This window comes from Novosphingobium anseongense (assembly GCF_037482895.1).
Taxonomy (GTDB): Bacteria; Pseudomonadota; Alphaproteobacteria; order Sphingomonadales; family Sphingomonadaceae; genus Novosphingobium; species Novosphingobium anseongense.
In genome coordinates this window covers 663,166-689,492 of sequence record NZ_JBBHJZ010000002.1, presented here as the reverse complement: position 1 = coordinate 689,492, position 26,327 = coordinate 663,166, and the positions used below count along the sequence as shown (strand labels likewise).

General features: G+C 66.5%; 24 protein-coding genes and 1 tRNA gene. 12 read left to right on the top strand and 13 right to left on the bottom strand.

Translation table 11 applies throughout. From position 1 onward, the window contains the following. Positions 1–11: 11 nt before the first annotated feature. On the bottom strand, positions 12–1,670 hold the full coding sequence (gene ccoN / locus WG901_RS12005; protein WP_339587303.1) for a cytochrome-c oxidase, cbb3-type subunit I: 1,659 nt from the start codon (positions 1,668–1,670) through the stop codon (positions 12–14). 285 nt (positions 1,671–1,955) lie between these two features. On the opposite strand from ccoN, the gene WG901_RS12000 reads away from it, so the two are divergent. Then, positions 1,956–2,630, top strand: coding sequence for an OmpW/AlkL family protein (locus WG901_RS12000; protein ID WP_339587302.1), 675 nt, complete (start codon positions 1,956–1,958; stop codon positions 2,628–2,630). 116 nt (positions 2,631–2,746) lie between these two features. Here the strand turns inward: WG901_RS12000 and WG901_RS11995 are convergent, their stop codons facing one another. Continuing rightward, a complete protein-coding gene (locus tag WG901_RS11995; protein ID WP_339587301.1) occupies positions 2,747–3,151 on the bottom strand; it encodes a group II truncated hemoglobin in 405 nt (134 codons plus the stop codon). Between the two features lie 123 nt (positions 3,152–3,274). On the opposite strand from WG901_RS11995, the gene WG901_RS11990 reads away from it, so the two are divergent. Then, positions 3,275–4,105 (top strand): sterol desaturase family protein, encoded by an 831-nt coding sequence (locus WG901_RS11990; protein WP_339587300.1) that lies wholly within the window; start codon positions 3,275–3,277, stop codon positions 4,103–4,105. Between the two features lie 164 nt (positions 4,106–4,269). Here WG901_RS11990 and WG901_RS11985 read toward each other — a convergent pair whose 3' ends face one another. The 4 genes from WG901_RS11985 to WG901_RS11970 form a co-directional block, all read right to left on the bottom strand. Continuing rightward, positions 4,270–4,482: a hypothetical protein gene (locus tag WG901_RS11985; protein WP_339587299.1), complete on the bottom strand. Its 213-nt coding sequence runs from the start codon at positions 4,480–4,482 to the stop codon at positions 4,270–4,272. 78 nt (positions 4,483–4,560) lie between these two features. Then, positions 4,561–6,114: a SpoVR family protein gene (locus WG901_RS11980; RefSeq protein ID WP_339587298.1), complete on the bottom strand. Its 1,554-nt coding sequence runs from the start codon at positions 6,112–6,114 to the stop codon at positions 4,561–4,563. Beyond that, positions 6,111–7,433: a YeaH/YhbH family protein gene (locus tag WG901_RS11975; protein ID WP_339587297.1), complete on the bottom strand. Its 1,323-nt coding sequence runs from the start codon at positions 7,431–7,433 to the stop codon at positions 6,111–6,113. The genes WG901_RS11980 and WG901_RS11975 overlap by 4 nt, the downstream gene beginning before the upstream one ends. A gap of 26 nt (positions 7,434–7,459) precedes the next feature. After that, positions 7,460–9,403: a PrkA family serine protein kinase gene (locus tag WG901_RS11970; RefSeq protein ID WP_339587296.1), complete on the bottom strand. Its 1,944-nt coding sequence runs from the start codon at positions 9,401–9,403 to the stop codon at positions 7,460–7,462. Positions 9,404–9,726: 323 nt separating this feature from the next. On the opposite strand from WG901_RS11970, the gene WG901_RS11965 reads away from it, so the two are divergent. From WG901_RS11965 to WG901_RS11955, 3 genes are read left to right on the top strand one after another with little or no spacing between them, the layout of a single operon-like run. Further along, entirely contained in the window at positions 9,727–11,427 is a 1,701-nt protein-coding gene (locus tag WG901_RS11965; RefSeq protein WP_339587295.1) for an NAD(P)/FAD-dependent oxidoreductase, read from the top strand. Beyond that, on the top strand, positions 11,424–11,729 hold the full coding sequence (locus WG901_RS11960) for a UBP-type zinc finger domain-containing protein (protein WP_339587294.1): 306 nt from the start codon (positions 11,424–11,426) through the stop codon (positions 11,727–11,729). The genes WG901_RS11965 and WG901_RS11960 overlap by 4 nt, the downstream gene beginning before the upstream one ends. Before the next feature lie 39 nt (positions 11,730–11,768). Beyond that, complete coding sequence (locus WG901_RS11955; protein WP_339587293.1) at positions 11,769–12,257, top strand: GAF domain-containing protein; 489 nt, start codon at positions 11,769–11,771, stop codon at positions 12,255–12,257. On the opposite strand, the gene WG901_RS11950 is transcribed toward WG901_RS11955, so the two are convergent. Continuing rightward, positions 12,244–13,518 carry a cell wall hydrolase gene (locus tag WG901_RS11950; protein WP_339587292.1) on the bottom strand — a complete coding sequence of 425 codons (1,275 nt, stop codon included), beginning with the start codon at positions 13,516–13,518 and terminating at the stop codon, positions 12,244–12,246. The two genes, WG901_RS11955 and WG901_RS11950, sit on opposite strands and share 14 nt — an antisense overlap. 69 nt (positions 13,519–13,587) lie before the next feature. Then, positions 13,588–14,241, bottom strand: coding sequence for an FABP family protein (locus WG901_RS11945; protein WP_339587291.1), 654 nt, complete (start codon positions 14,239–14,241; stop codon positions 13,588–13,590). Between the two features lie 184 nt (positions 14,242–14,425). Between WG901_RS11945 and WG901_RS11940 the strand changes: the two genes are divergently transcribed. Together WG901_RS11940 and WG901_RS11935 are read left to right on the top strand one after the other, a co-directional pair. Next, a tRNA-Leu gene (locus tag WG901_RS11940) sits at positions 14,426–14,512 on the top strand. 219 nt (positions 14,513–14,731) lie between these two features. Further along, the gene (locus tag WG901_RS11935) at positions 14,732–14,977 is read left to right on the top strand and encodes a GlsB/YeaQ/YmgE family stress response membrane protein (RefSeq protein WP_339587290.1); all 246 of its coding nucleotides are present in this window, start codon (positions 14,732–14,734) and stop codon (positions 14,975–14,977) included. A gap of 4 nt (positions 14,978–14,981) precedes the next feature. Here the strand turns inward: WG901_RS11935 and WG901_RS11930 are convergent, their stop codons facing one another. From WG901_RS11930 to WG901_RS11910, 5 genes are all read right to left on the bottom strand, one after another. Next, positions 14,982–16,892: a glycosyltransferase family 2 protein gene (locus WG901_RS11930; protein WP_339587289.1), complete on the bottom strand. Its 1,911-nt coding sequence runs from the start codon at positions 16,890–16,892 to the stop codon at positions 14,982–14,984. Positions 16,893–17,044: 152 nt separating this feature from the next. Further along, positions 17,045–17,806 (bottom strand): SDR family NAD(P)-dependent oxidoreductase, encoded by a 762-nt coding sequence (locus tag WG901_RS11925; RefSeq protein ID WP_339587288.1) that lies wholly within the window; start codon positions 17,804–17,806, stop codon positions 17,045–17,047. 25 nt (positions 17,807–17,831) lie between these two features. After that, positions 17,832–18,305 carry an SRPBCC domain-containing protein gene (locus tag WG901_RS11920; RefSeq protein WP_339587287.1) on the bottom strand — a complete coding sequence of 158 codons (474 nt, stop codon included), beginning with the start codon at positions 18,303–18,305 and terminating at the stop codon, positions 17,832–17,834. Beyond that, complete coding sequence (nadB, locus tag WG901_RS11915) at positions 18,302–19,879, bottom strand: L-aspartate oxidase (protein WP_339587286.1); 1,578 nt, start codon at positions 19,877–19,879, stop codon at positions 18,302–18,304. The genes WG901_RS11920 and nadB overlap by 4 nt, the downstream gene beginning before the upstream one ends. A gap of 1 nt (position 19,880) precedes the next feature. Continuing rightward, positions 19,881–20,825 (bottom strand): ABC transporter ATP-binding protein, encoded by a 945-nt coding sequence (locus WG901_RS11910; RefSeq protein ID WP_339587285.1) that lies wholly within the window; start codon positions 20,823–20,825, stop codon positions 19,881–19,883. Between the two features lie 88 nt (positions 20,826–20,913). Here WG901_RS11910 and WG901_RS11905 point away from each other — a divergent pair, with 88 nt between their 5' ends. The 5 genes from WG901_RS11905 to WG901_RS11885 all read left to right on the top strand — a co-directional run bounded on the left by WG901_RS11905 (position 20,914) and on the right by WG901_RS11885 (position 26,323). Then, a complete protein-coding gene (locus tag WG901_RS11905; protein WP_339587284.1) occupies positions 20,914–21,123 on the top strand; it encodes a zinc-finger domain-containing protein in 210 nt (69 codons plus the stop codon). Between the two features lie 37 nt (positions 21,124–21,160). Beyond that, positions 21,161–22,588 carry a metalloprotease TldD gene (tldD, locus tag WG901_RS11900; protein WP_339587283.1) on the top strand — a complete coding sequence of 476 codons (1,428 nt, stop codon included), beginning with the start codon at positions 21,161–21,163 and terminating at the stop codon, positions 22,586–22,588. 67 nt (positions 22,589–22,655) lie between these two features. Next, on the top strand, positions 22,656–23,057 hold the full coding sequence (locus WG901_RS11895; RefSeq protein WP_339587282.1) for a hypothetical protein: 402 nt from the start codon (positions 22,656–22,658) through the stop codon (positions 23,055–23,057). 113 nt (positions 23,058–23,170) lie between these two features. Continuing rightward, the gene (locus WG901_RS11890; protein ID WP_339587281.1) at positions 23,171–23,797 is read left to right on the top strand and encodes a TetR/AcrR family transcriptional regulator; all 627 of its coding nucleotides are present in this window, start codon (positions 23,171–23,173) and stop codon (positions 23,795–23,797) included. Between the two features lie 180 nt (positions 23,798–23,977). After that, entirely contained in the window at positions 23,978–26,323 is a 2,346-nt protein-coding gene (locus WG901_RS11885; protein ID WP_339587280.1) for a TonB-dependent receptor, read from the top strand. The last annotated feature ends 4 nt before the right edge of the window (positions 26,324–26,327 follow it).

The following is a 26,327-nucleotide window of genomic DNA, read 5'->3' as shown; positions in this document are numbered from 1 at the left end:
GTCGCGCGTCCTTATTCGGCGGGAACGGGAGCGAGCGGACGGTCCTTGGCAGGATCGAACGCGGCATCGTGCATGGGCTTCTCGTCGCGCAGCCTGCCGGCGATGGTCAGCCAGACGTTGGCCGCCATGATCGCCCCGCCCGCGAGATAGAGCAGGCCGCCGAAGGCGCGCAGGACGAACATCGGATGGACCGCGACGACGCTCTCGACGAAGGCGTTCACAAGGTAGCCGTCGGCGCCGTATTCGCGCCACATCAACCCCTGGGTGATCCCCGCCACCCACATCGCCGCGGCGTAGAAGACGATGCCGACGGTCGCGAGCCAGAAGTGCCAGTTGACCCAACGCAGCGAGTAGAGCCGCTGACGCTGCCACAGCCGCGGGACCAGATAGTAGATCGCCGCGAAGGTGATCATCCCGTTCCAGCCGAGCGCGCCCGAGTGCACGTGGCCGATCGTCCAGTCGGTGTAGTGCGACAGGCTGTTGACCGACTTGATCGACATCATCGGCCCCTCGAAGGTGCTCATGCCGTAGAAGGCCAGGGCCATCACCATCATGCGGATGATCGGATCGGTGCGGATCTTGTCCCAGGCGCCGTTGAGCGTCATCAGGCCGTTGATCATGCCGCCCCAGCTCGGCATCCACAGCATGATCGAGAAGACCATGCCCAGGGTCTGCGCCCAGTCGGGCAGCGCCGTGTAGTGCAGGTGATGCGGCCCGGCCCAGATGTAGAGGAAGATCAGCGCCCAGAAGTGGATGATCGACAGGCGATAGGAGTAGATCGGCCGCTCGGCCTGCTTGGGCACGAAGTAGTACATCATCGCCAGGAAGCCCGCGGTCAGGAAGAAGCCGACCGCATTGTGGCCGTACCACCACTGCACCAGCGCACCCTGCACGCCGGCCCAGAGCGGATAGCTTTTCGAGCCCACCAGACTGACCGGCATGTCGAGATTGTTGACCACGTGGAGCATGGCCACGGTGATGATGAAGCCGAGGTAGAACCAGTTGGCGACGTAGATGTGCGGTTCGGCGCGCCTGACGATCGTGCCGACGAAGACCGCCAGGTAGGCCAGCCAGACGATCGTCAGCCACCAGTCGACGTACCATTCGGGCTCGGCATATTCCTTCGACTGGGTCACGCCCATGAGGTAGCCGGTCGCCGCGAGGACGATGAACAGCTGGTAGCCCCAGAAGACGAAACGGGCGAGGCCGGGGAAGGCCAGCCTCGCCCGGCAAGTGCGCTGGACCACGTAGAAGGACGTGGCGATCAGCGCGTTGCCTCCGAAAGCGAAGATCACGGCGGACGTGTGCAGCGGCCGCACGCGGCCGAAGGTCGTCCATTCGAGATTGAAGTTGAGCGCGGGGAAGGCCAGCTGGAGCGCGATGAACAGGCCCGCCAGGAAGCCCGCCATGCCCCAGAAGACGGTGGCGATCACGCCCCAGCGGATCGGATCGTCGTCATATCGGCCGGGGTCGGTCGGGGTCCGGATCACGCCTTTGGCGATCGCCGCATAGTCGACCCTGCCGATCGAGATGCAGAGGCCGACGAAGGCCGCCAGCGCGACGATCGTCATGTGCACGGCAAAGCCCCGGTCGAGCGCGACGGCACTCGCCATCACGGCCAGGATGAGCACGGCCAGCCAGATGCCGGCGCGCGATAGAACGCTGATCATGAGCCTTCCCTCATGTGATTGACGACAGCGCCCTGGGCTCTTTTCCGCGCTGCAACATTGACCGCGATCAACGATCGTCGGGGGATCGTTGGTCGCTCACGTTCCTTGTTCTGTTCGTCGCCCCTGCGCAGGGGCGACGAGGAATGAGGCAAGGCTGATTTCCGGAGAAACTCGCTGTTTTGCGCGCGATCAAGGCGATTCCACCGCAGACCGCGCAGCTCGCGGATGACGCCGCAACAACCCTGGTCCGCAGCCTGCGGACACTGCGGCGACGGATGAAGGATCATGAACAGACTGACGCTTTGCGCCGCCGCGCTCGCCGCCACGGCCCTGGGCGCTCCTGCGCTCGCCCGTGCCGAAGACGGCCGCTGGCAGATCAAACTGCTCGGCAGCGGCGTCCTGCCCGACGGCAGGATCGATGGGGTGAAAACGGACCTGATCGGCCTGCCCGCGGGCAGCCGGACCAGGGCCGACGACAATGTCGTGCCCACCATGGCGATCGAATTCTATGCGACGCCGAACCTCTCGATCGAGACGATCTGCTGCCTGACCCAGCACAAGGTCGATGGCGCCGGCGCGCTGGCGGGCGCTCGCATCGTCGATCACGTGCTGATCCTGCCCGCAACCCTGACGCTGAAATACCACGTCGATGCCGGGCCGATCCGGCCCTATGTCGGCCTCGGCCCGAGCCTCTTCGTGATCATGGGCGAGAAGCCCGGAGCCACGGCCAAGGCGCTCGGCGCGAGCCGCGTGACGATGAGCAACGAACTCGGCCTGGTGCTCCAGGGTGGCGTCGACATTCCCGTGGGCGACGGCGGCCTCGGCATCAACTTCGACGCCAAGAAATATTTCGTCGATACGATCGCGCGGTTCACCACCACGGCGGGCGTCAAGGCGCTCGAGACGCGTCACAAGCTCGACCCCTGGGTTATCAGCGGCGGGGTCTATTTCTCGTTCTAGGCCTGCACGAAAAAACGGGCCGGTGGTTGTGATCGCCGGCCCGTTTCGCACCGCCGCTCAACCGCTCGACCACCTTCGCGCGCTTGTCAGCCTGAGCCTTTCCGTCAGCGGACGACTTACCGCCCCACCCCGCCCATGTTCAGCGCCATGCCCGCCAAGGCCTGCGCCACCCCTTCCGCCAGCGCGGGATCGGCATCGGCATCGTGGACCGCGCGCGTCATCGCATCGGCCCACTGCCGCGCGGCCGGTTCGGTCATCGTCACACCGCGGTGCGCGGACATCATGCACATCCCCGGTCGCTCCTCGAACCAGTCGCGCGGGCCGCCGAGCCAGGCGACGAGGAAACCCGCCAGCGAACCACGCATCGGCGCCAGGTCCGGCGCGTGCAGCGCGCGCAGTTCGGTATAGGCCGGATCCTGGTCCATCAGGTCGTAGAAGCGATCGACAATGCGGCCCACCATCGGCTTGCCGCCGAGCAATTCGTAGGCCGTGCGCGGTCGGGTTTCTCTCGCCTGCTCCATCGTCGTCTCCTCTGCCATCGCGGAAGCGATAGTCGGCGCGCCGAACCGCAGCTTTGTCCTCGATCAAGGAGCACATGAGAACGGCGTTCCACACCTCCGGCGGACCAACCTGGGAAGCACGTCATGGACACAGGATTTTTCGCCCCGCTGCTCACGGGATACGAATGGCAGCTCTCGCTCTACGCCGCGGTCGGCATCGCCGCGGTCACGCTGATCGGCAAATATCTCGTCCTGCTGATTCCCGCGTTCCGCGCCGAGCACGCGCGCAACGCGGCGATGCGGCGCAGCAAGATGACCAAGCCGCACTATGCACAGAACCAGCGGTGGAACCGCCGCTGGGGGCCGGTCTTCCTGATCGCGATCTTCGTCGGTGTCCTGCCGTTCTGCCTGACGGCCGGCTCGCAACCGTGGTGGCAGATGCTGCTCGATATCGCCGCGATCCTGCTGGTCTACGACTTCTTCTACTACCTCGTGCACCGCTTCCTGTTCCACGACGGCGGCTTACTGGGCGGCCCGCTGATGTGGGTCCACGCCGTGCACCACCGTCAACACAACCCCTGCCGCCAGGATTCGAGCTACATCCACCCGATCGAGGTGGCGCTGGGCCTTGGCCTCTATGCCGGCACGATCTTCGGGCTGTCGCGGGTCCTCGGCGATTTCCACGTCGTGACGGTGGTGCTGACCTGGGTGGCCTTCTCGCAGATCAACCTGCACAACCACGACCTGTGGGAGACCGATCGTTTCCCGTTCCGCTACCTGGCAACGATGTCGCGGATGCACCACAACCACCACGCCCGTTTTACCGGCGGCAATTTCGCGACGATCACCTTGCTCTACGACTGGCTGTTCGGCACGCTCGATCATGGTCATGGCTATGGCAAAACGAAGGTCGCCATCCGCGCGCGGTCCGATGCCTCGGGCATTAAAAAACCCCCCGCCGAAGCGGGGGGTTGAAGTCTGGAGCCCGTGGAGGATGTAAAATTTCCGCGGGCGCGTCTTTCGAAGGACTCCCACGATGCATGTTGGAAAGCGGACCGTCAATATCCTGTCGTAAATGCAACATGAACCGCGCGCCGTTGTCGGCGCGGTTCGATTGTCGACGACGGATTCCGGTCGCTTTAGATGCTGTTGCTCATCATCAGGCGGCTGGGTGCCGCATCGAGCGGGATCGCTTGAACCAGCCGAGCCTTGGCCTCACCGGCCTTGCGGCGATAGGCTTCGGCCATGGCCTGATGCATCTTGCGGGCAGGTTCGTCGGACGTGGCGGCGGCGAGTTGTTCGTGCATTTCCGCGCGCTCGATATAGGCCTGGGCATCAGGTGAATCGAACATCTGATCGCTCCTATCCCCTGTGTTTATCCACAGGGCATACTCCGATTCCGGAGCGGATAGAAGCGGATTCCCCGGCGGTCAGCCCTCGGCCAGTCTCGGCCCCGTCGCCCTTGGCCGCGCCTTGTGCTCCTTGAGCGAAGAGCCGCCTTCGGGCTCGATCTCCCTGAGCACGACCTCGTAACCCCAGAGATCGGCGAGGTGCTGGACGACGCGGCCGGCGTCCTTCTCGGCCAGCAGCACGCCGTTGGTGACATGGTGCTCGAGCATCAGGGTGCGATCACCGGCAAGGTCGACGTCGACGATCTGGATGTCGGGCTCCTGCCACGAGATGTCGTACTGGCGCGCAAGGCCGCGGCGCAGCTCGCGATAGCCGCGCTCGTCATGGATCGCGTCGACCTTGATGTGATCGACCTTCTCGTGATCGTCGAGCTTGAACAGCCGCCATTGGCGCATGAGTCTGGGAGACAGGAACTGCGAGACGAAACTCTCGTCGCGATAGTTCGCCCAGATGTGTTTCAAGGTACCCTCGACGTCGCCATTGCCGGCAATGTCGGGCGACCAGAACCGGTCCTCCTCGGTCGGCGCAACGCAGACCTGGGCGATGTCCTGCATCATGTTGTAGCCGACCCAATAGGGGTTGAGCCCACCATAATGGCCCGAATCGAACATCGGCTGGCTGACGACGTTGGTGTGCGAGGTGAGGAATTCGAGGAAGGATCCCTCGGTGATGTGGCCGCGCTGGTGGAGCGTGGTCATGATCCGGTAGTGGACGTAGCAGGCGGCGCCCTCGTTCATCACCTTGGTCTGGCCCTGGGGATAGAAATACTGCGCGAGCACGCGGGTGATGCGCAGGATCTCGCGCTGCCAGGGCGCGAGCCGCGGCGCCGACTTCTCGAGGAAATAGAGCACGTTCTCTTGCGGCAGCCCCAGCGCCGCGGCGCGCGCGCTGACGCCGGCATCGGCCGCCTTGGCCTTGGCCGCGGGCAGCGTGCGGTAGATGTCGTCGTAATCGCGCTCGCGCTGCGCGTGGCGCACGTTCTCGCGCGCGAGCTCGGCCTTGAGGTCGCGCGCCTGGCCGCGCGGGTAGCGGTGGACGCCCTGGCGGTTGAGCGCATGCGCCGCGTCGAGCAGGCGTTCGACCTGGACCTGGCCATACCGCTCTTCGCACTGCGAGATGTAGCGCTTGGCGAATTCGAGATAGTCGAGGATGCCCTCGGCATCGGTCCACTGCTGGAACAGGTAGTTGTTCTTGAAGAAGTGGTTGTGCCCGAACGCCGCGTGCGCGAGCACGAGCGTCTGCATCGTCGCCGAATTCTCCTCCATGATGTAGTTGATGCAGGGGTCCGAATTGATCACCAACTCGTAGGCGAGCCCGCGCTGGCCCTTGCGGTACATCAGCTCGTTGGTCAGGAACTGCTTGCCGAACGACCAGTGGTTGTAGAGCAGCGGCATGCCCGTCGAGCTGTAGGCATCGAGCATCTGCTCGGCGGTGATGACCTCGATCTGGTTGGGATAGGTGTTGAGGTCGAGCTCCTCGCGGGCGATCGTTTCGACGGTGTCGTAGATTCGCTGGATCGTGTCGAAGTTCCAGTCGCTGCCCTCGTAGAGCGGCTTGGCGGCGAGCTTGGTCATGACTGGGCCCTCCCCGCAGCCAGACCGCGCTTGGCGAAAAGTTCGCGGAACACCGGGTAGATCTCGCGCCGGTGGTGGACCTTGCGCATGACGAACTTGCCGTTCTGCCCGTCGATCTGGCCGTAGGAGCGCCACAGATCGCTCGCGCGCATCAAGGGCCCGCCCATGGCCATCATCGGGTCTTCCTCGCGCCCTACCTCGAGATAGGCGACGTACTGCGCCACCGGCATGATCTCGTCCGCCATCAGCGCGATCGTCTTGGCCGTGTCGCTGGGCATGTTGTCGCCGTCCGAGGCTTGCGCCACGTAGATGTTCCAGTCGTTCGGCGAATAGCGGTCCTTCATCACCTGCAGCATCTTCTCGAGCGCGGTCGAAACCAGGGTGCCGCCGGTCTCGCGGCTGTAGAAGAAAGTCTCCTCGTCGACCTCTTCGGCGCGGTCGGTGTGGCGGATGAACACGACCTCGACGTGACGGTAGCAGCGCTTGAGGAACAGGTGGAGCAGCGCGTAGAACCGCTTGGCCAGATCCTTCATGTGCTCGGTCATCGAGCCCGAGACGTCCATCAGGCAGAACATCACCGCCTGGCTGATCGGCTTGGGCGTCGGTTCGAAGCGGCGGTAGCGCAGGTCGATCGGATCGACATATGTGATCAGCTTGCGGCGACGTTCGAGGCGTTCGTATTCCTCGCGCAGCTTGGCGAGTTCCTCGGCGTGATCGGCCCCGGTGTCTTTGGCCAAGGCTTCGAGCCGGGCGATCTCTGCCTCGAGCTTGGCCATGTCCTCGCCGCGCGGGCGCTTGAGCGCGATGCGGCGCGACATCGAATTGCGCATGGTCCGGCCGATCGACAGCGCCGAAGGGCTGCCGCTGGTCGAATAGCCCGCCTGACGCACGCCTTCGGCCTCGCCGCTGGTCAGCTTCTTCTTGGCGAGTTCGGGCAGTTCGAGATCGTCGAGGAACAGGTCGAGAAATTCCTCGCGGCTGAGCACGAAGCGGAATTCGTCGTCGCCCTCGCCCTGATGCCCGCCGGCGCCCTCGCCGCCACCGGGCGGACGCTCGATCTGATCGCCCGAGAGGTATTCCTTGTTGCCGGGCAGGATGTGCTCGCGGTTGCCACCACTGGCGCCGCGGCGGAAGCTGGGTTCGTGAACCTCGTCGCGCGGAATCGTGACCTCACCCTCCTGCTCGAGATCCTTGATCGAGCGATCCTTGAGGCTGTCGCGCACCGCCTGCTGGACCAAGGCCTTCGCCCGGCGCAGAAAGCGCTGTCGGTTCACCAGGCTCTTGCCACCCGGGTTCAGGCGGCGATCGACGATGTGCATCTAGTTCTAGCCCGCCTCCTTTCCCATCAACCGGCCTGCTTCACGCGCATGTACCATTCGACGAGGCGCCGAACCTGCCGCGCGGTATAACCGCGGGCGATCATGCGATCGACGAATTCGTCGTGCTTCTTCTCAGTATCGCCGTCCTTCTTTGAACCGAAGCTGATCACCGGCAGCAGATCTTCGACCTGGCTGAACATGCGCCGCTCGATCACCTCGCGGATCTTCTCGTAGGAGGTCCACGACGGGTTGCGGCCATTGTTCGCCGCGCGCATGCGCAGCGCGAACTTGACCACCTCGTTGCGGAAGTCCTTGGGATTGGCGATCCCCGCCGGCTTCTCGATGCGGGTCAGTTCCTGGTTGATGACCTCGCGGTCGAGCAGTTGGCCGGTGTCGGGATCCTTGAAGTCGAGATCCTCGATCCAGGCATCGGCATAGGCGACATAACGGTCGAACAGGTTCTGCCCGTAGTCGTGGTAGGATTCGAGATAGGCCTTCTGGATCTCGTTGCCGATGAATTCGGCATAGCGCGGCGCAAGGTCGCCTTTGACGAATTCGAGGTACTTCGTCTCGGTCTCGCCGGGCAACTGTTCCTGCTTTACCATCCTTTCGAGCACGTACATCAGGTGAACGGGATCGGCCGAGACTTCGGTCGGATCGTGGTTGAAGGTGGCCGACAGCGCCTTGAAGGCGAAGCGCGTGGAGATGCCGTCCATGCCTTCGTCCACGCCGGCCGCGTCCTTGTATTCCTGCATTGACTTGGCGCGCGGATCGACCTCGCGCAGGCTCTCGCCGTCGTAGACACGCATCTTCGAATAGGCGTTGGAGTTCTCGTGCGCGCGCAGCCGCGTCAGCACCGAGAAGCGCGCCAGCATATCGAACGTCCCCGGTGCGCAGGATGCCGATGCCAGCTCCGAGCCCGAGATCAGCTTTTCGTAGATCTGCCGCTCCTCGGTCGCGCGCAGGCAATAGGGCACCTTGATCACGTAGATACGGTCGATGAAGGCTTCGTTGTTCTTGTTGTTCTTGAAGTTGGCCCATTCGCTCTCGTTCGAGTGCGCCATGACGATGCCGGTGAAGGGGATCGCGCCGATGTTCTCGGTGCCGATGTAATTGCTCTCCTGCGTCGCCGTGAGCAGCGGGTGGAGCATCTTGATCGGCGCTTTGAACATCTCGACGAATTCGAGCATGCCCTGGTTCGCACGGTTGAGCCCGCCCGAATAGGAATAGGCGTCGGGATCGTTCTGGCTGAGCATCTCCAGCTTGCGGATGTCGACCTTGCCGACGAGGCTGGAAATGTCCTGGTTGTTCTCGTCGCCCGGTTCGGTCTTCGAAATGGCGATCTGGTGAATGCGCGAAGGCATCAGGCGCACGACCTTGAACTGCGCGATGTCGCCCTTGAACTCGTCGAGCCGTTTGCGGCACCAGGGACTGATCAGGCCGGAGAGGCGACGCTTGGGAATGCCGTAGGTATCAAGCAGCATGTCGCCGTGGATTTCGGCATCGAACAGCGCCAGCGGGCTGTCGAACACCGGGCTGATCTCATCCCCGGCCTTGAGCGCGTAGATCGGGTGCGTCTCCATCAGCGCCTTCAGGCGCTCGGCCAGCGAGCTCTTGCCGCCGCCGACGGGGCCGAGCAGGTAGAGCACCTGCTTACGCTCCTCGAGACCCTGCGCCGCGTGACGCAGGTAGGAGACGATGCGCTCGATCGTCTCTTCCATGCCGTAGAATTCGGCAAAGCTCGGATAGAGCCGGATCGTCCGGTTCATGAAGATGCGGCCGAGCCGCGGGTCCATCGAAGTGTCGATGATCTGCGCCTCACCGATCGCGGCGAGCAATCGTTCGGGGGCGCTGGCGTACATCATGGGGTCGCCGCGACACCCCTTCAAATACTCCTCCAGCGACATCTCCGTCTGTCGCCGCGCCTCGTAGCTCGCAGCAAAATCGGAAAACAGATCGCCGGTGGCCATACGCAACTCCTATGCCCGACTATGTAAGTGCTCAGTAGTAACATGGAGAAACGAAGCGAACGAACGAGAGTTGCCAAAAAACTGTTGGGAAACTCACATTCGTGTCGGCACGCGACTTGACGGCAACATCGCCCTGATGCTCATGGGCGCCCGCCTTCCGCCGCACGCGTTGACCTCGCCCGCCTCCTGTGTGAGCATTCGATCCTCCCGCACGGCAGAGGTCGTGGTCCGCTCAACCTTGGTATGATCGACAAGCGCCTCGCAGCTCGGCCACCATTGTCGCCGGCCAAGGGGACAGGCCGCCCCGACGAGGAACCGAAACGATGAGCACGCTCGACGATCGCCGCCCGCAGATGTTCCCCGTGCTCAGTGCCGCCCAGGTCGAAGAAGCCTCGCGCTTCGCCAGCGGTCCCGCACGCGACTTTGCCCCTGCCGAACTGCTCTACGACATCGGCGAAGTCGGCGCGCCGTCCTGGCTCCTGCTCGCGGGATCGGCGGACATCACGCGCCGCGACGGCTTGAACGCCGAAGCCACGATCACGACGATGACCGAGGGCCAGTTCACCGGCGAGGTCAACCAGCTCGCCGGCCGCTCGGCGATCGCGCGCGGCCGCGCCGGGCCCGAGGGTGCCACGGCCCTGCCCTTCGACGCCGCGCACCTGCGCGCGCTGATGATCGGATCGGCCGAGATCGGCGAGATCGTGATGCGTGCGCTGATCCTGCGCCGCGTCGGCTTGATCGAGGAAGGCGGCGCCGGCACGATCATCATCGGCACGCCGAACAGCCCCGACATCGTCCGCCTGCAGGGCTTCCTGGCGCGCGCCGGCTATCCGCACCAGGTGCTAGACGCCGCGCGCGACGAGGAAGGCCATGCCCTGGTCGAGCGGATCGGCGTCCAGCCCGACGAGCTGCCGCTGGTGGTCTGCCCCGACGGCAGCCTGCTGCGCCGCCCCAACGAGATCCAGCTTGCCTCGTGCCTGGGCATCACCCCCGAGATCGATCCACGCAAGCTCTACGACGTCGCCATCGTCGGTGCCGGACCGGCGGGCCTCGCCGCCGCGGTCTATGCCGCGTCCGAAGGCCTTTCGACCATCGTGCTCGACGAGCGCGCCTTCGGCGGCCAGGCCGGCGCCTCGAACCGGATCGAGAACTACCTGGGCTTCCCCACGGGCATCTCGGGCCAGGCGCTCGCCGGCCGCGCCTTCAACCAGGCGCTCAAGTTCGGCGCCGAAATCGCCATCCCGCTCGAAGTCACCAAGCTAGACTGCCCCGAGGGCAAGGTCTGCCCCGACCTGCCGCTGGGCCTCGTCCTGCCCGATGATCGCCACGTCCGCGCGCGCACCGTGGTGATCGCCTCGGGCGCACGCTATCGTCGCCCCGAGGTGCCGGGACTCGCGATGTTCGAAGGCAAGGGCGTGTCCTACTGGGCCTCGCCGATCGAGGCGCGGCTCTGCGAGGGCGAGGAAGTGGCGCTCGTCGGCGGCGGCAATTCGGCGGGCCAGGGCGTGGTCTTCCTCGCCCCCAAGGTGAAGCACCTCCACCTCGTCGCGCGGCGCCCCTTGGAGGCGACGATGTCGCGCTACCTGATCGACCGCATCGCCGCCCTGCCCAACGTGACCCTGCACATCGGCAAGGAGATCGCCAGCCTCGAAGGCGATTGCCAGACCGGCCTCACCGGTGCGGTCTTCCGCGACCGCGCAGACGGCAGCACCAAGCACTGCGATCTCAAGCACCTGTTCCTGTTCATCGGCGCCGATCCCAACACGAGCTGGCTCTCGGGCTGCGTCGAGACCGACGCGCACGGCTTCATCTGCACGGGCGACACCCTGGGCCGCGCCGGCATCCTCCCGCTCGAGACGACGCGACCGGGCATCTTTGCGATCGGCGACGTCCGCGCCGGCTCGGTCAAGCGCGTAGCGGCCGGTGTCGGTGAAGGCGCCGCGGTCGTCGCGCAGATCCATCAGGCGCTCGCCGCCCAGGCACCAAAGGCGCTAGCCGCGCAGGCTGGGGAGCGCGCGCGATGAGCCGGACCTGCGATCATCAGGCCGTCATCCAGCAGGTCGTACCCAGCGCCAAGGGCTGCGAGGAATGCCTCGCCAGCGGCGACTGGTGGGTCCACCTGCGCCTGTGCCGATCCTGTGGCCATGTCGGCTGCTGCGACGATTCGCCCAACAAGCACGCCACCGCCCATTACCACGCGAGCCACCACCCGATCATCGAAGGCTACGATCCGCCCGAAGGCTGGGGCTGGTGCTATGTCGACGAAACCTTCGTCGATCTGCCGAACCGAACGCCGCAGCTTGGGCCGATCAAGCGGTGGGTGTGATGCTGGCTCTTCACCACCGCCCCGGCTAAGATCGGCGCCATGTTCGAAACCACGATCGACACTTCGTCCAAACCCACGCTCTACGCCGATCTCGTCAGCGCCGCGCGCGGTCTGACCGAGGGCGAGCCGGACGGCATCGCCAACATGGCCAATGTCGCGGCCTTGATCTGGGATAGTCTGCCCGGTCTCAACTGGGCCGGCTTCTATCGCTTCGACGGCAGCGAACTCGTGCTCGGGCCCTTCCAGGGGAAACCCGCCTGCATCCGCATCGCCATCGGCAAAGGCGTCTGCGGCACCGCTGCGGCCGAGCGCCAGACGCAATGCGTCCGCGACGTCCACGCCTTCCCCGGTCACATCGCCTGCGACGCCGCCTCGCAGTCCGAACTGGTCGTGCCGGTGATCCACGAGGGCGCCCTCATCGGCGTGCTCGACCTCGACAGCCCGCACCTTGCCCGCTTCGACGAGGCCGACGTCGCCGGGCTCGAAGCACTCGTCGCGGCCGTGGCGCCCCGACTTACTTCGTCTTGAAGCGCACGCCGGGCAGCACGTCGGCCGCCTGCGCCGAGCCCGCGAGGCAAGTCTTGGGATCGCGGTTCGGATAGCGATCGCAGTCGAAGCGCGTCGCGCCGCGGCCGCCCAGGCCGTCGCGGCGATACTCGAACACCATCGTCCCGCGCGCGCCCTCGGGGATCGGGTAGGCACCGGGTATGTCGTCCTCGTTCGCCCAGGCGGCGACTTCGCAGGCGCCCGGATCCTTGCAGAGCGCCAGCGCGGCATTGACCAGATTGGCGGCACTGGCGCTCGCCGGCGCGAGCAGACCGAAGCCGCGACCGTCGGCTCGCACGAGCCGCACGCGGTTGCCGTAGAGCGGGACCTTGCCCATCCCCGCGGGTAGTTCCGCCTTGGGCTGGGGCAGACCCAGAATGCCCGAGCCGAGTTCGCCGACCGGCGCCGCCCCAGGCTGCGCTGCGGCGATCAGCGCCGCGGCGCCCGCCTCGTTGCCGCGGTACTCGCGCCGGAAAGCGCCGCTCCCGCCCCATGCGCCACGCCAGCCGAAGAACAGATGCGTCCCGACTCTCGCGAGCTTGTTCAGCTCCGGGCTCCAGTAGGGATAGACCCAGTCGGTGTGGTAATGCGTGGCGAGCCCCACGGGACCATAGACCTTCCCCGCGACCGCCTGCGCCGCGACCACCCGTGCGCGCGCCCAGGCGGCGTCGGAAATGCGCCGCCGCAGCGAACCGTCGCAGGTGAAGGTAAACTGGCAGCCGGTGGCGCGCTGCGAACCCTGGTAGACCACGCCGCAGACCGTCGCCGGAAAGGCTGCGTGGCGCACGCGGTTGAGCACGACCTGCGCCACGGCAGCCTCGCCTTCGGTATCGTCCCCGGCCTCGTAGAGCACGGCCGTCGCCAGACATTCGACGGCGCGCGCACGGTCCGCCTCGGAACCCTTGAAGACGAAGGGCCGCGCCGCGCCGAGCTTGTCCACGAGGAACGGGACGGCAGCATTGCGCGCACGCGCATCGTCAGGCGCGAGCACCGATGCGGCCTGAGGCCCATGCGCCTCGATGTCCTCGGGCCGTGCCGGCAGGTCCTTCAAGGCGGCCGACCGCGTCGCGCCAGCACGCGACGCCGCCGTCGGCCCCGTGCGCGCGAAGATCAGCCCGATGACGACGAGCAGGAAAACCCCTGCGAGCGCGATCACCAAGGTCGCACGCGCCTGACGACCGGCCAGCCGACGCTTGAGCATCGCACGCCAGGTCGCCGGCTCTTCGAAGGTTGCAGCGGTCATGGGTTCCGATGATCCAGACGATAAGCGGTCACTACGAACCGTGGCCCCCAAAGGTTCCCGCGGCTCGGCCTATCCCTGCCCGCGACCCGCGATCTCGAACAACGGGTTCGGCTGCGGTTCGCCGATCTTGACCAGGGTGTTGGTATCGCGGTGATTGAAGATTCCCTCCTGCCCATGAACCGCCAGCATCGTTTCGGTGACATAGGTGATCGAGCCGTCGGGATTGAAGGTGAGCTCGATCGAATAGGACTCGGTGCGGAAGGCCTGCTCGAGGAAACTGGTCGAGCAGATGCCGTAGTCGGTCTTGCCACGCACCGCCGATAGCCGCAGCGTCGTGTCCTCGGGCTTGGCGAAACCCGAGGCGAGCGCGACCTGCCCGCGCGGAATCGCGACGGTCTGCATGATCAGGCCGGTGTCGGGCTCGTAGAGCCAGTAGCCGGTCTGATCGTGGAAGGTGATGTCCTCCTCGGGCGTGTTGATGTGAACGTGATAGCGCAGCCCGTAGAGCAGTTGCGGCCCGTTGGACTGTGGATCGATCGGATGGGCCTCGAGCCGCTCGCTGTAGACGCGGTGTTCGGGGCCGTCCGCCTTGGGGTTGATGTCGGCGCCGCGCGGCCCTTCGCTCGCCCAGACCCCCGCGAGCCGCGCGAGCGGGCCCAGCTTCGCCAGCGTGTCGGGATCGGGCTCCTGCTCGGTGAAGATGTCGTCCGGAATGTCGGCCATGGTCGTGCTCCGCACAAAATAGGTTCCGCGCCGGCGATATGCACCGGCGGCGCCTAGCGCAAGATGACTGAGCGATCCGCATTCGCCCGTCGGCAAGCGGCCGGCAAACCGAAAGATCGATCCGGCCCAATAGCGCTGTTGACAGACCGCGCGGGACACCTCTAAAGGCCGGCGCCTACCCCGTGCCCAGATGGCGGAATTGGTAGACGCACCAGCTTCAGGTGCTGGCGCTCGCAAGGGCGTGGAGGTTCGAGTCCTCTTCTGGGCACCATTTTCCCGGTGGGTGATCTGCAGCGCAGTTTACCCTTAGCGACCGGAATCCCGACCGATCATCTCCTTATGCGTGGCAGCCGCCGCGGCTCGTCCGGCTTTGCTGGACCGCCGAGATCTGGGCAACTGCGCGTTACGCCGCCGTCATGCGATGCCGGACGACACGGATGGCTTTCTCGTGCGTTTGGCAGCAAAAGCCTTTCAGCGGAGGAGAATACCCATGCTCAACATCATCGGCGCGATCATCAGCGGCCTCGTCATCGGCGTGCTCGCGCGCTTCTTCTATCCGGGCGAAGTGCCGCTGGGCTGGATCTCGACGATCCTCCTCGGCGTCGGCGGTTCGCTGCTCGCGGGCTGGTTCGCCAGCCGCGGCAACAGTGACTTCAGCCGCGCGGGCTGTCTCGCCTCGATCATCGGCGCGATCGTGCTGATCTTCGTGGGCCGATTGCTCGGCCTCAACTTCTAAGCGATCACGCCGCGAGCGGCCGTGGCTCGGGCACGGGTACAGCGGTCACGCGCGTCGCATGGCGGTTGCCCAGGGCCGCCATCACCGGCGCACAGAAGAAGCGCAGCGCCATCGTCGCGAAGCTCAGCCCCAGCAGCAGCGCGAAGCCGCCACCGAGTTGTCCCGCCGCGAGCAGCGCCAGCAGCGCGATCGCCAGGCAGATCACTCCGGCCACGGTTTCACCGCGCGCGATGACGAAAGGCGATTCCTGCGCCGACTGCACGGCAAACTTGGGCGTGCGCCGCCAGGCGATCGGACGCTTTGACAGACCGGCGACACCCGCGAGCAGCACCACATAGTCGAGCGAAGCGCGGGCGATCTCGCCGCGGATCATCGCGCGCGGATCGTCGCAGCCCGACAGGCGATAGCGATGGACCGTGCGCACGATCCAGGTCGCGACTCCCACGACGAGCAGGAGCCAGGTGACCTCGGGCACCGCGATCCGCGGCGCATTGTCGCTGATCACGGTGATGGCGATGCCCACGGCCGAGAGCACGGCCATGGCGATCCCGGCCAGGTTGAGCAGCGGCGAGACGCAGCGCGTGACCTCGAGCAGCTTGCTCCAGCCCGGTAGCGGCGCGGCCAGCGGCGCGGGGCGGAACAGGCGCCAGTGGCGACGGAGCTGTTGCACCGGCCCGGCGGTCCAGCGGAAGCGCTGCTTGCGGTAGTCGTCGAAGGTCTCGGGAATCAGGCCGCGACCGAAGGTTTCGCCGAAATAGAGCCCGCGATAGCCGACCGCGCGGATGCGCACCGAGACTTCGGAATCCTCGGTCAGGCACCATTCGGCCCAGCCGCCCGCGCGGCGCAGCGCCTCGGCGCGCAGCAGGCACATGGTGCCGATCGTGAAGGCGCCGCCATATTCGCTGACCCCCGGGTAATCGACCTTGTTGGTCGGCATGTATTCCCAGTGGCAGGCGGTGAGGAAGTCGCTGTCCTCGTAACCGCGATAGTCGTGCGGGGTCTGGATGTAGCCGATCCGCGGACCGGCGAAGAAGGGCACGAGCCGCGACAGGAAGTCGGGGCGCGAGTGGTAGTCTGCGTCGATCACGCCGACGACTTCGGTGTCGGGCGCCATCTGCTCGAGGCAGAAGTTGAGCGCGCCGGCCTTGGCCCCGGGCAGCGGCGCGACGTGGAAGAAGCGGAAGACCTCGCGCCCCAGCCGCCGGTTGAGCACGGCGCAATGCGCCTCGAGCGGGCGCCAGAGCGTCTCGTCCTGCGTGTTGTTGTCGCAGACGAGCACTTCGAAATCCGCATAGTCGAGCCCGGCAAGGCCATCCATGGTCGCCTTCACCACTTCGGGCGGCTCGGCATAGCAGGGCAGGTGCAGCGAGACCTTGAAGCGCGGCGCGCGGTCGCAGGGCTCGGGCACCTGCGCCGGCATGCGCCAGTCCTCGTGGGTCATCACCGCCTCGCGTGCGAAGCCCGCGACGAGCGTGACGCCGCTGGCCATCATGCCCAGGCCCAAGGTCGCGAGCGCGGCGAGTTCGAGCCACAGCGGCAGGTCCGCCTCGACGATGAACAGCGCGCCCCAGATCGGCCCGACTACGAGCGCGACGGCCTGGGTCGCCAAGGTCAGCACGCCGGGCAGGCTGAGCCGGCGGACGAACAGGCACAGTGCCACGCCCGTCGCCAGCACCAGTGCCAGCATGGCCACGAGATCGATCGGGCGCGTCGTCAGCCACATCGGGATCGCCAGCGCGGCGAGCGTGGCAGCGACGAGTTCGATCGGCTCCTGGGAAACGGGCCGCTCGATCCGGTGCGGCGCACGCACGGCGCGCGCGGTCAACAGGGTCGTGGCACAGCCGAGCAGCGCCAGGAAGAGCACCGAACAGTCGAGCGAAGCTCTTGAGATTTCCAGCAAATGCAGTCCCGCCAATTTGGTATCCAATCGTTGACGGCGCAAACAAACGAGATGGCCTCATGGCAATCCCCTGCTGCGACGGACGGTGCATTTGCTGCCACACGCGGTTGGGGTAGCGCCGAGACGAATGGTTTCGTTGCCGGTCTGTTGCTAGTTCGGCGATGGATTCAGCGAGCGCGTGCCAGGATGTTGGCGGCGGTGGTGACCAAGCCACCGTTCGCCGCGATGGTCAGGCCGGTCAGCCAGCGCGCCTCGTCGCTGGCGAGAAAGGCCACGACGTCGGCGATGTCCTCGGGCTGGCCGAGCCGACGCAACGCGGTCCAGGGCGGCACCTGGTCGGGCCAGGCCTGGCCGGCGATCATCTCGGTCCGCGTGCAACCCGGCGCGACCGAATTGCAAGTGATACCGCGCTCGCCGAGCTCCTGCGCGACCGAGCGCATGAAGGTTTCCGAACCCGCCTTGGCCGCGGCGCCGACCGAGACGCCGGGCGCGGCGTGGGTCGCCATACCCGAGGAAATGAACACCACGCGTCCGTGCGGGCTCTGCGTCAGCCGCGCATATTCGGTGGTCGCCAGGATCGTCGCGCGCAGGTTGAAGGCGAGCACGCGGTCGATCGTCTCGACCGACAGATCGGTCGCGCGGCCAGAGCTGCCGCCGCCGGCGTTGAGCACGAGAATGTCGAGCGCGCCGTGGATCGCGTAGGCCTCGCGGACGATCCGCGTCGCGGTATCGCCCTCGGCGAGGTCGCCGAGCACGACGTGGGCCATGCCTCCCGCAGCGCGGATCTCGGCTGCGACCGCCTCCGCCTTTTCGGCGCCGCGCGCGTGGACCACGATCCTGCCGCCATCCTGCGCGAGTTTCAGCGCGATCGCCTTGCCGATCCCTTGCGACGAGCCGGTGACCAGGGCCACCCTGTCCTTGATCCGCACCTGTCTCTCCCCGCGGTTGTCGCGGCTATTGTTCGACGCAGGCCGCCAGATTGGCAAGCGAGGAGGCCAGCCCCAAGGCGTGATCGTCCTTGCTTATGCCGGCGGGGACATTCTCGGCGATAACGCTGACATCTGTCCCGCCGGCGCACCAGGTCAGGCCCCAGGTCATGCGCATGGTGCCGGCAAAGGCGGGATCGTCCGAGACGAAATCGAAGTCCTGGACCACGCATTCGTCAGGCTCGAGATCGACGAAACGGCCGCTGACCACGTCGCTGTCCTCGGTGGTCTTGCCGCCGCCACCCGAAGCGAAACGCAGGGTCATGCGGAACTCCCCGCCCGGCCGTGGATCGAATGCCTGCATCGTCGCGGTGGCGCCCTCGGGCGGCAGCCAGAGCGTCACGAGCCGCGGATCGGTCAGCGCGGCATAGACCACGGACACCGGTGCCGCGACGATGCGGTAGGCGCGGTCGGTGCGATCATCGTCGTCGCGCAGGCTCACGGCACCAGCACCGTATCGCGCGGCGTCGCCAGCGTCTTGGGATAGTCGAGCGTGTAGTGCAGCCCGCGGCTCTCCTTGCGGCGCAGCGCCGACTGCACGATCAGTTCGGCCGACTGCAGCAGGTTGCGCAGCTCGATCAGGTCGGTGGTGACACGGAAGTGGCCGTAATAGTCCTCGACCTCGCCGGTCAGCATCTGGATGCGGTGCTGCGCGCGCTCGAGCCGCTTGGTCGTGCGCACGATGCCGACGTAGTTCCACATGAAGCGGCGGATCTCGGTCCAGTTCTGCTTGATGATGACCTCTTCGTCCGAATTGGTCACGCGGCTCTCGTCCCAGGCCTTGACCGGCGGCGGCGCGTCGAAGGCGTCCCACTGGTCGAGGATGTCGGCGGCCGCCGCCTCGCCGAAGACGAAGCATTCGAGCAACGAGTTCGAGGCCAGGCGGTTGGCGCCGTGGAGCCCGCTCTCGGTGCATTCGCCGACGGCGTAGAGCCCGGGCAGGTCGGTGCGGCCGGTCAGGTCGATCAGCACGCCGCCGCAGGTGTAGTGCTGCGCGGGGACGACGGGGATCGGCTGCCGGGTCATGTCGATGCCCAATCCCATCAGCTTCTCGTAGATCGTCGGGAAATGCTCGCGGACGAATTCGGGCGGCTGGTGGCTGATGTCGAGATGGACGTAGTCGAGTCCGAAGCGCTTGATCTCGGAGTCGATCGCGCGGGCGACGACGTCGCGCGGGGCCAGCTCGAGCCGCTCGGGATCGTAGAATTCCATGAAGCGCTTGCCGGTGCGCGGGTTGATCAGGTGGCCGCCCTCGCCGCGCACGGCCTCGGTGATCAGGAAGTTCTTGACGTCGAGGTTGTAGAGGCAGGTCGGGTGGAACTGCATCATCTCCATGTTGGAGACGCGCGCGCCCGCGCGCCAGGCCATGGCGATGCCGTCTCCGGTCGCACCGCGCGGCGCGGTGGAGAACTGATAGACGCGGCCCGCGCCGCCCGTCGCCAGCACAGTCGCGCGCGCGGTGTGCGCCTCGACCTTGCCCGTCGCCTCGTCGAGCGCATAGACGCCCCAGACGCGGCCCGAGCCCGAATAGCGCAGCTCGTGCTTGCCGTTGATCAGATCGATGCACGAGCGGCCCGGAAGCAGCGTGATGTTGGGATGATCCTCGGCCGCCTTGAGCAGCGCCGACTGCACCGCCCAGCCCGTGGCGTCGTCTACGTGGACGATGCGGCGGTGCGAATGACCGCCCTCGCGCGTCAGGTGGAGGCTGTTGCCGTCCATGTTGAACGGCACGCCGAGCTCGACCAGCCGGTCGATCGCATGCGGCGCGCGCTCGATGACGAATTCGACGGTTTCCTGCCGGTTGAGCCCGGCACCCGCGATCATGGTGTCGCGGATGTGCTCCTCGAAGGTGTCGCCGGCATCGAGCACGGCGGCGATGCCGCCCTGTGCCCAGGCGGTCGAACCGCCGGTCAGCGATCCCTTGGCGAGCACAAGGACCTTGAGCTTCTCGGCCAGGGCCAGCGCGGCGGTCAGCCCGGCGGCGCCCGAACCGACGATGATGACGTCGTGGATCATGTCAGGCCGCCTTCACCGCACTCGTCAGCGAGACGAACACGTCCTCGAGATCGGCCTCGCGCGTCGTCACGTCGACGATCGCGAAGCCTTGCGCCTGCACCGAAGCCAGCACTTCGCCGGCATTGCTGCGATCCTTGTCGTAGGTGATCTCCACCATCCGCTCGCCCGTCTTCTCGCACTTGAGGAAGGCGGGATGCGCGGGCAGCGTGTCGATGTCGCGGTCGAGCGTCAGCACCACGACCTTTTCGCGCGCCATGCCGACGAGTTCGCGCGTCGGCTGGTTGGTGATCAGCTTGCCGTGGTTGATGATGGCGATCCGGTCGCAGAGCTCCTCGGCCTCCTCGAGGTAGTGCGTCGTCAGCACCACGGTCACGCCCTCGCGGTTCATCTCGGTGACGAGATCCCAGAGCTGGCGGCGCAGCTCGACGTCGACGCCGGCGGTCGGCTCGTCGAGCACGAGCACCGGCGGCGAGTGGACCATGGCCTTGGCCACGAGCAGCCGGCGCTTCATGCCGCCAGAGAGCGTGCGCGCATAGGACTGCGCCTTGTCGGCCAGGTGCACCGCGCGCAGCAGTTCCATCGACCGGCGCAGCGGCTTGGCCACGCCGTAGAGCCCCGCCTGGTTCTCGAGCACTTCGAACGGCGTGAAGAACGGATCGAACACGATCTCCTGGGGGACGATGCCGATCGCGCGCTTGGCGTTGCGCATGTCGCGATCGATGTCGAAGCCCCAGATCGACACTTCGCCGGAGGTCTTCATCACCAGCCCCGCAAGCGTGTTGATCAGGGTCGACTTGCCCGCGCCGTTCGGGCCGAGCAGGCCGAAGATCTGGCCCTGCGGCACGTCGAAGCTGACGTCGTCGAGCGCGAGCTTTCCAGGCCCCTCGCCGACGGGGGCATAGCGCTTGACGACATTGCGGATCGAGATCGCGGGGGCATCGCTCATAGCGACGTTCTCTGCGGCAGGAGCCCGCTCGCGTAAAGGCTGGAAAACTGCGCTAGAAAATCTGGGGGTCAGTTGCTATTCGCGCGACATGATCACGCCGCCCGAAACCGTCTACACCGATTCCCACCGCGTCAGCTGCGACGGGGCCACCGACATCCGCGGCGGCGCCGCGCTCGGCCATCCGCGCGTCTGGCTGGAGATCGACGAGAAGGGTTTCGTCGAATGCGGCTATTGCGACCGCCGCTTCGTGCTGCGCGGCGGTGAGGCTGATAGCGAGACCGGCGCCGCGGCGGCGTAACGCTGGCGCGCTCCGCAAAAGCGCTTATATCGACGGCATGACCGTCATCGCCGATCCCCGCTCGCTTCTCTATCGTTCAGGCCAGCTCTCCCCCGAGGAAGCCCAGGCGCTCGCGCAGGAGACCTTGCGCAAGTGCGACGACGGCGAGCTTTACCTGCAGTTCATCGCCTCGGAATCCTTCGGCTTCGACGACGGCCGGCTCAAGACCGCCGACTATTCGCGCGACGCGGGCTTCGGCCTGCGCGGCGTTTCGGGCGAGATGACCGGCTTCGCCCATGCCAACGACGTGTCGGCCGCGGCGATCCGCCGTGCCGGCGAAACGCTGCAACTGCTCGATCCCGCCACGGGCACGCGCGCGGCGCCGCCGCGCCAGTCGAACCGCCACCTCTATACCGACGCCTCGCCGCTCGACGCCGTGCCCTTCGAGAAGAAGGTCGCGCTGCTCGAGACGATCGATGCCGCCGCCCGCGCGCGCGACCCGCGCGTGTCGCAGGTGTCCGCCAGCCTTTCCGCCTCGTGGTCGGTGGTCGAGATCGTCCGCGCCGACGGCTTCGTCGCGACCGACGTGCGCCCGCTGGTGCGGCTCAACGTCGGCATCGTCGCCGAGGCCAATGGCCGCCGCGAGACGGGCAATTTCGGCATGGGCGGGCGCTGGCTCTACGACGACCTGTTCGACCCCGCCAACTGGAACCGCGCGATCGACACCGCGCTCGAACAGGCGCTGACCAATCTCGAGAGCGTCGACGCGCCCGCCGGCGAGATGACCGTGCTGCTCGGCCCCGGCTGGCCCGGCGTGCTGCTGCACGAAGCGGTCGGCCACGGCCTCGAAGGCGATTTCAACCGCAAGGGCACCAGCGCGTTTTCGGGCCGCATCGGCGAGCGTGTCGGCGCCCCGGGCGTGACCGTGATCGACGACGGCTCGCTCCAGGGCCGCCGCGGCTCGCTGACGATCGACGACGAGGGCACGCCCACCCAGGAGAACGTGCTGATCGAGGACGGCATCCTCAAGGGCTATATCCAGGACCGGCTCAACGCCCGCCTGATGGGCGTGCCCGCCACGGGCAACGGCCGCCGCGAATCCTATGCCCACGCGCCGATGCCGCGGATGACCAACACCTTCATGCGCGGCGGCAACGACGATCCGGCCGAGCTCCTGAGCCGCGTCAAAAACGGCATCTATGCCAAGAGCTTTGGCGGTGGTCAGGTCGACATCGTCTCGGGCAAGTTCGTGTTCTCGTGCACCGAGGCCTACAAGATCGAGAACGGCAAGCTGGGCGCGCCGATCAAGGGCGCGACGCTGATCGGCGACGGGCCTTCGGTGCTCACGCGGGTGACCGGCATCGGCAACGACATGGCCCTCGACGAGGGCGTCGGCGTCTGCGGCAAGGGCGGACAGTCGGTGCCCGCGGGCGTGGGTCAGCCGACTTTGCTGGTCGAAGGCCTGACTGTGGGCGGCACGGCCTGACTCCGCTAAGCCTGCGTTCAGCCTGATTGCGGTACTGAGTGCGAAATTGACGTTTAGGAGAGTCCCCATGCGCAAGACAGCCCTGGCTCTCGCGGCGGGCGCCGTGCTTTTGACCGGCGCCGCAGCCGGAGCGAAGCCCAAGCTCACCGGCGAGGAACAGCTCGCCAAGATCCTCGACGGCCGCCAGCCCGGCAATCCTGTCGACTGCATCAGCCTGACAGACTCGCGCGACCAGCGCGTGATCGACAAGACCGCGATCGTCTATGGCAATGGCGGCACGATCTACGTCAACCGCCCGAGCAACCCGCGCGATCTCGATCGCGACGACATCATGGTCACCGACATTCGCGGCAGCCAGCTCTGCCGCATGGACATCGTCCGCACCCATGATCGCGCCGGCTTCTTCTACAACGGTTTCGTCGGGCTGCAGCAATTCGTGCCCTATCGCCGCGTCGCCCGCGCGAACTGACGAACTTACCGATCGCGCAACTGCGCCATTCCGAAGCGGCATGGCCGCGCTAGAGCCTTGCCTCGCGTGACAATGCACGTCAATTTGGCGGCATTGTCACGAACGGAGAGCCAATGGCTTCCACGCCGGGATCCAAAGCGCGCGGCTCGCGCTCCAAATTGCGACTGATCGAGGCCGCCTACGATCTGCTTGGCGAAGAGGGCTACCACGCCTTCAGCGCGCGCCGCGTCGCACAGAAGGCGGGCCTCAAGCCGCAACTCGTGCACTATTATTTCCGCTCGATGGAAGAGCTGCTGATCGCGGTCTTTCAGAGGTCTTCCGCGCGCTATTTCCGCCTGCATGACGAAGCCTTGTCGTCGCGCCACCCGATGCGCGCGCTCTGGGCGCTCAACAGCAACCTGCCCGAAGGCAAGCGGATGACCGAATACGTCGCGCTCGGAAAAGTCTACCCGGGCCTGCGCGAAGAGATGCGTCATACCGGCGAGCGCTTCCGCTCGCAGCAGATCGAGGCGATGGAGCGCATTTACACCGAGCGCGGCTTCGACCACACGATCGTCGGCCCGCACGGGATGGTGCTGCTGATGTCCGCCGTCGCGCGCAACTTCGTCATCGAGGACGAAGTCGGCGTCAGCCTGGGCCACGACGAGGTCAAGCAGCTGATCAGGCAGGTGCTCGACCGGTTCGATCCGCTCGATGCGGACGAACTCGCGGGTGCCGATCTCGCTTCGCACGGGGCCTGACGCGCCGAATACTTGGCTCGAGCTGCGGCATTAATGATACATGGCGGCATGTTTTGACCCAGCCGCTTGACGCGAGTCCGCTCGTAACTAAGACGGTGCTCAGTTTTGTAGGCGCGCATGAGGGTGCGCGCCGTCGGCGACCGGGGGACATCGGGATCGCCGCCATCAAGGGAGGATATAATGGCTGCTCTTCTGAGGACTTTCCGCGCGCGCGCGCTGACCGGCGCGGCACTGATCGGTCTCGCCGGAATGGGCGCCGTTCCTGCTCTCGCACAGGATGCAGCGGCGGACACCGGCGGCCTCGAAGAGATCGTCGTGACCGCGCAGCACCGCCAGGAGCGCCTGCAGGACGTGCCGATCGCGGTCTCGGCGGTCACCGCCTCGGCCCTGCGCGAAAGCGGCGTCGACACCACGCGCGACCTGCCGCAGATCATCCCTTCGGTGCAGTTCACCCGTTCGGGCCCGAGCGGCCTGTTCTTCGTCCGCGGCGTCGGCACGACCAATGCGGCGGCCGGCGAGGAAGGCGCCAATGCGGTCTACGTCGACGGCGTCTACATGGCCGACCTCGGCCAGACGATTAACTACTTCAACAACATCGAGCGCGTCGAAGTGCTCAAGGGTCCGCAGGGCACGCTGTTCGGCCGCAACGCCACCGGCGGCCTGGTCCACGTCATCACCCGCGAGCCGGGCGACGAGACCGTGCTCGACCTCGACTTCGGCTATGCCAATTACCAGACCGTCTCCGCGCGCGCCTATGTCGCCGGCAAGATCGCCGACGGCCTCAGCGCCGACCTCGCGGTCACGCGCTATCACCAGAACGAAGGCTGGGGCCGCAACCTGACGCGGGGCGACAAGAACTTCTTCCAGGACTATTCGGGCATCCGCTCGAAGATCGTCGCGCAGCCCAGCGACCGGATCAAGCTGATCCTTTCGGGCGATTACCTCGAGAACCGCGACAATCCTGTCGGCTGGCGCATTGCCGACGGCACCATCGGCACCGGCCTGTCGCGCGGTCCCGGCGTGGCGGGCACCCCGGCGGGTGCGGTCGTCGCGGACGACCACGACACGACCTCGAACGACCTCGCCCTGACCAAGCAGCGGATCTACGGCGGCAGCTTCACCGGTGAATTCGACCTGGGCTTCGCCACGCTGACCAGCGTTTCGGCCTATCGCAACACGCGCACCAACAGCGACTTCGACGTCGATGGCGGGCCGATCTCGCTGATCCGCATCCAGTTCCTGTCGGGCATGAAGTCGTTCCAGCAGGAAGTGCGTCTGGCCTCGTCCGGCTCGGGCCCGCTGCAGTGGCAGCTCGGCGGCTTCTACCTCAACACCAAGGCCAACAACACGTCGTTCTTCTCGGGCGGAGCCTTCGGCGCGGCGCGCGGCCAGGACGTGCGCGCCAAACTCGACAGCAATTCCTACGCGGCCTTCGGTGAAGCCACCTACGCGATCACGCCGACCACCAAGCTGACCGGCGGCATCCGCTACACCGAGGACCGCCGCTCGTTCGACGCCAGCCAGTTCACCATCCTGGCCAACGGCACCGCGCTGCCGGGCGGCACGGTGACCAATCCCAGCGGCCAGCCGCTGACCGCGCCGGGCGTGCAGCGCACCAAGCTCAAGTACAACCAGGTCACCTGGCGCGTCGCGCTGCGTCAGGAACTGGCACAGGACGTCAGCGTCTATGCCTCGGCCAACCGCGGCTTCAAGTCGGGCTCCTACAGCCTGCAGAACCCGCTCAACGATCCCTATCTGCCGCAGACGATCATGGCCTATGAGATCGGCTTCAAGTCCGAGCTGTTCGACCGCCGCCTGCGTCTGAACCTGGCCGCCTTCCACTACGACATCGACGACTATCAGATCCGCTCGGCCGCGGCGGCGAACCCCGGCTCGTCGCTCGTGCTCAACGCGGCGACGGTCAAGGTCGACGGCGTCGAGCTCGAGTTCGAGGCCAAGCCGACCGACCAGCTGCGCCTGTTCGGTGGCGCCACCTGGCTCAATTCGCGCTACGGCAAGTTCGGCGGCGCGGGCCAGAACTTCCAGGCGCCGATCGTCTATCCGGTGATCGCCGGCCAGACCGCGGCCGCCACCTGCCCCGCGGCGCTGCGCGGCACGCGCAACCCCGGCGTCGTTCCCGCCGGCGGCGTCTGGACCGGTGGCTACGTCACCTGCTTCGGCGATGCGTCGGGCAACAAGGTGTCGAATGCGCCCGACTTCGCGGCCAGCTTCGGCGCGACCTACACGGTCCCGCTCGGCGGCGAGCGCGAACTGCGCCTGACCGGACTCTACGCGTTCAACAGCGGCTACTACTTCGAGCCGGACAATCGCGCCCAGCAGGACGAGTACCACCTCGTCAACGCCTCGATCGAATACCGCTCGTCCGAACATCTCGGCATCGAGCTCTGGGGCCGCAACCTGGGCAACACCGACTATGCGGCGCAGAAGATCACCACGGCCACGGGCATGACCCAATCCAACGGTGCGCCGCGCACCTACGGCGCGACGGTCAAGTACAACTTCTGACCAT

Coding starts and splice junctions, on each gene's coding strand:
- tldD (WP_339587283.1), top strand. CDS start 21,161: ATGACCGTCATCGCCGATCCCCGCTCGCTTCTCTATCGTTCAGGCCAG.
- WG901_RS11950 (WP_339587292.1), bottom strand. CDS start 13,518: ATGACCGCTGCAACCTTCGAAGAGCCGGCGACCTGGCGTGCGATGCTC.
- ccoN (WP_339587303.1), bottom strand. CDS start 1,670: ATGATCAGCGTTCTATCGCGCGCCGGCATCTGGCTGGCCGTGCTCATC.
- WG901_RS11965 (WP_339587295.1), top strand. CDS start 9,727: ATGAGCACGCTCGACGATCGCCGCCCGCAGATGTTCCCCGTGCTCAGT.
- WG901_RS11980 (WP_339587298.1), bottom strand. CDS start 6,114: ATGACCAAGCTCGCCGCCAAGCCGCTCTACGAGGGCAGCGACTGGAAC.
- WG901_RS11975 (WP_339587297.1), bottom strand. CDS start 7,433: ATGCACATCGTCGATCGCCGCCTGAACCCGGGTGGCAAGAGCCTGGTG.
- WG901_RS11895 (WP_339587282.1), top strand. CDS start 22,656: ATGCGCAAGACAGCCCTGGCTCTCGCGGCGGGCGCCGTGCTTTTGACC.
- WG901_RS11890 (WP_339587281.1), top strand. CDS start 23,171: ATGGCTTCCACGCCGGGATCCAAAGCGCGCGGCTCGCGCTCCAAATTG.
- WG901_RS11970 (WP_339587296.1), bottom strand. CDS start 9,403: ATGGCCACCGGCGATCTGTTTTCCGATTTTGCTGCGAGCTACGAGGCG.
- WG901_RS11905 (WP_339587284.1), top strand. CDS start 20,914: ATGATCACGCCGCCCGAAACCGTCTACACCGATTCCCACCGCGTCAGC.
- WG901_RS11885 (WP_339587280.1), top strand. CDS start 23,978: ATGGCTGCTCTTCTGAGGACTTTCCGCGCGCGCGCGCTGACCGGCGCG.
- WG901_RS11935 (WP_339587290.1), top strand. CDS start 14,732: ATGCTCAACATCATCGGCGCGATCATCAGCGGCCTCGTCATCGGCGTG.
- WG901_RS11995 (WP_339587301.1), bottom strand. CDS start 3,151: ATGGAGCAGGCGAGAGAAACCCGACCGCGCACGGCCTACGAATTGCTC.
- WG901_RS12000 (WP_339587302.1), top strand. CDS start 1,956: ATGAACAGACTGACGCTTTGCGCCGCCGCGCTCGCCGCCACGGCCCTG.
- WG901_RS11985 (WP_339587299.1), bottom strand. CDS start 4,482: ATGTTCGATTCACCTGATGCCCAGGCCTATATCGAGCGCGCGGAAATG.
- nadB (WP_339587286.1), bottom strand. CDS start 19,879: ATGATCCACGACGTCATCATCGTCGGTTCGGGCGCCGCCGGGCTGACC.
- WG901_RS11955 (WP_339587293.1), top strand. CDS start 11,769: ATGTTCGAAACCACGATCGACACTTCGTCCAAACCCACGCTCTACGCC.
- WG901_RS11960 (WP_339587294.1), top strand. CDS start 11,424: ATGAGCCGGACCTGCGATCATCAGGCCGTCATCCAGCAGGTCGTACCC.
- WG901_RS11990 (WP_339587300.1), top strand. CDS start 3,275: ATGGACACAGGATTTTTCGCCCCGCTGCTCACGGGATACGAATGGCAG.
- WG901_RS11910 (WP_339587285.1), bottom strand. CDS start 20,825: ATGAGCGATGCCCCCGCGATCTCGATCCGCAATGTCGTCAAGCGCTAT.
- WG901_RS11945 (WP_339587291.1), bottom strand. CDS start 14,241: ATGGCCGACATTCCGGACGACATCTTCACCGAGCAGGAGCCCGATCCC.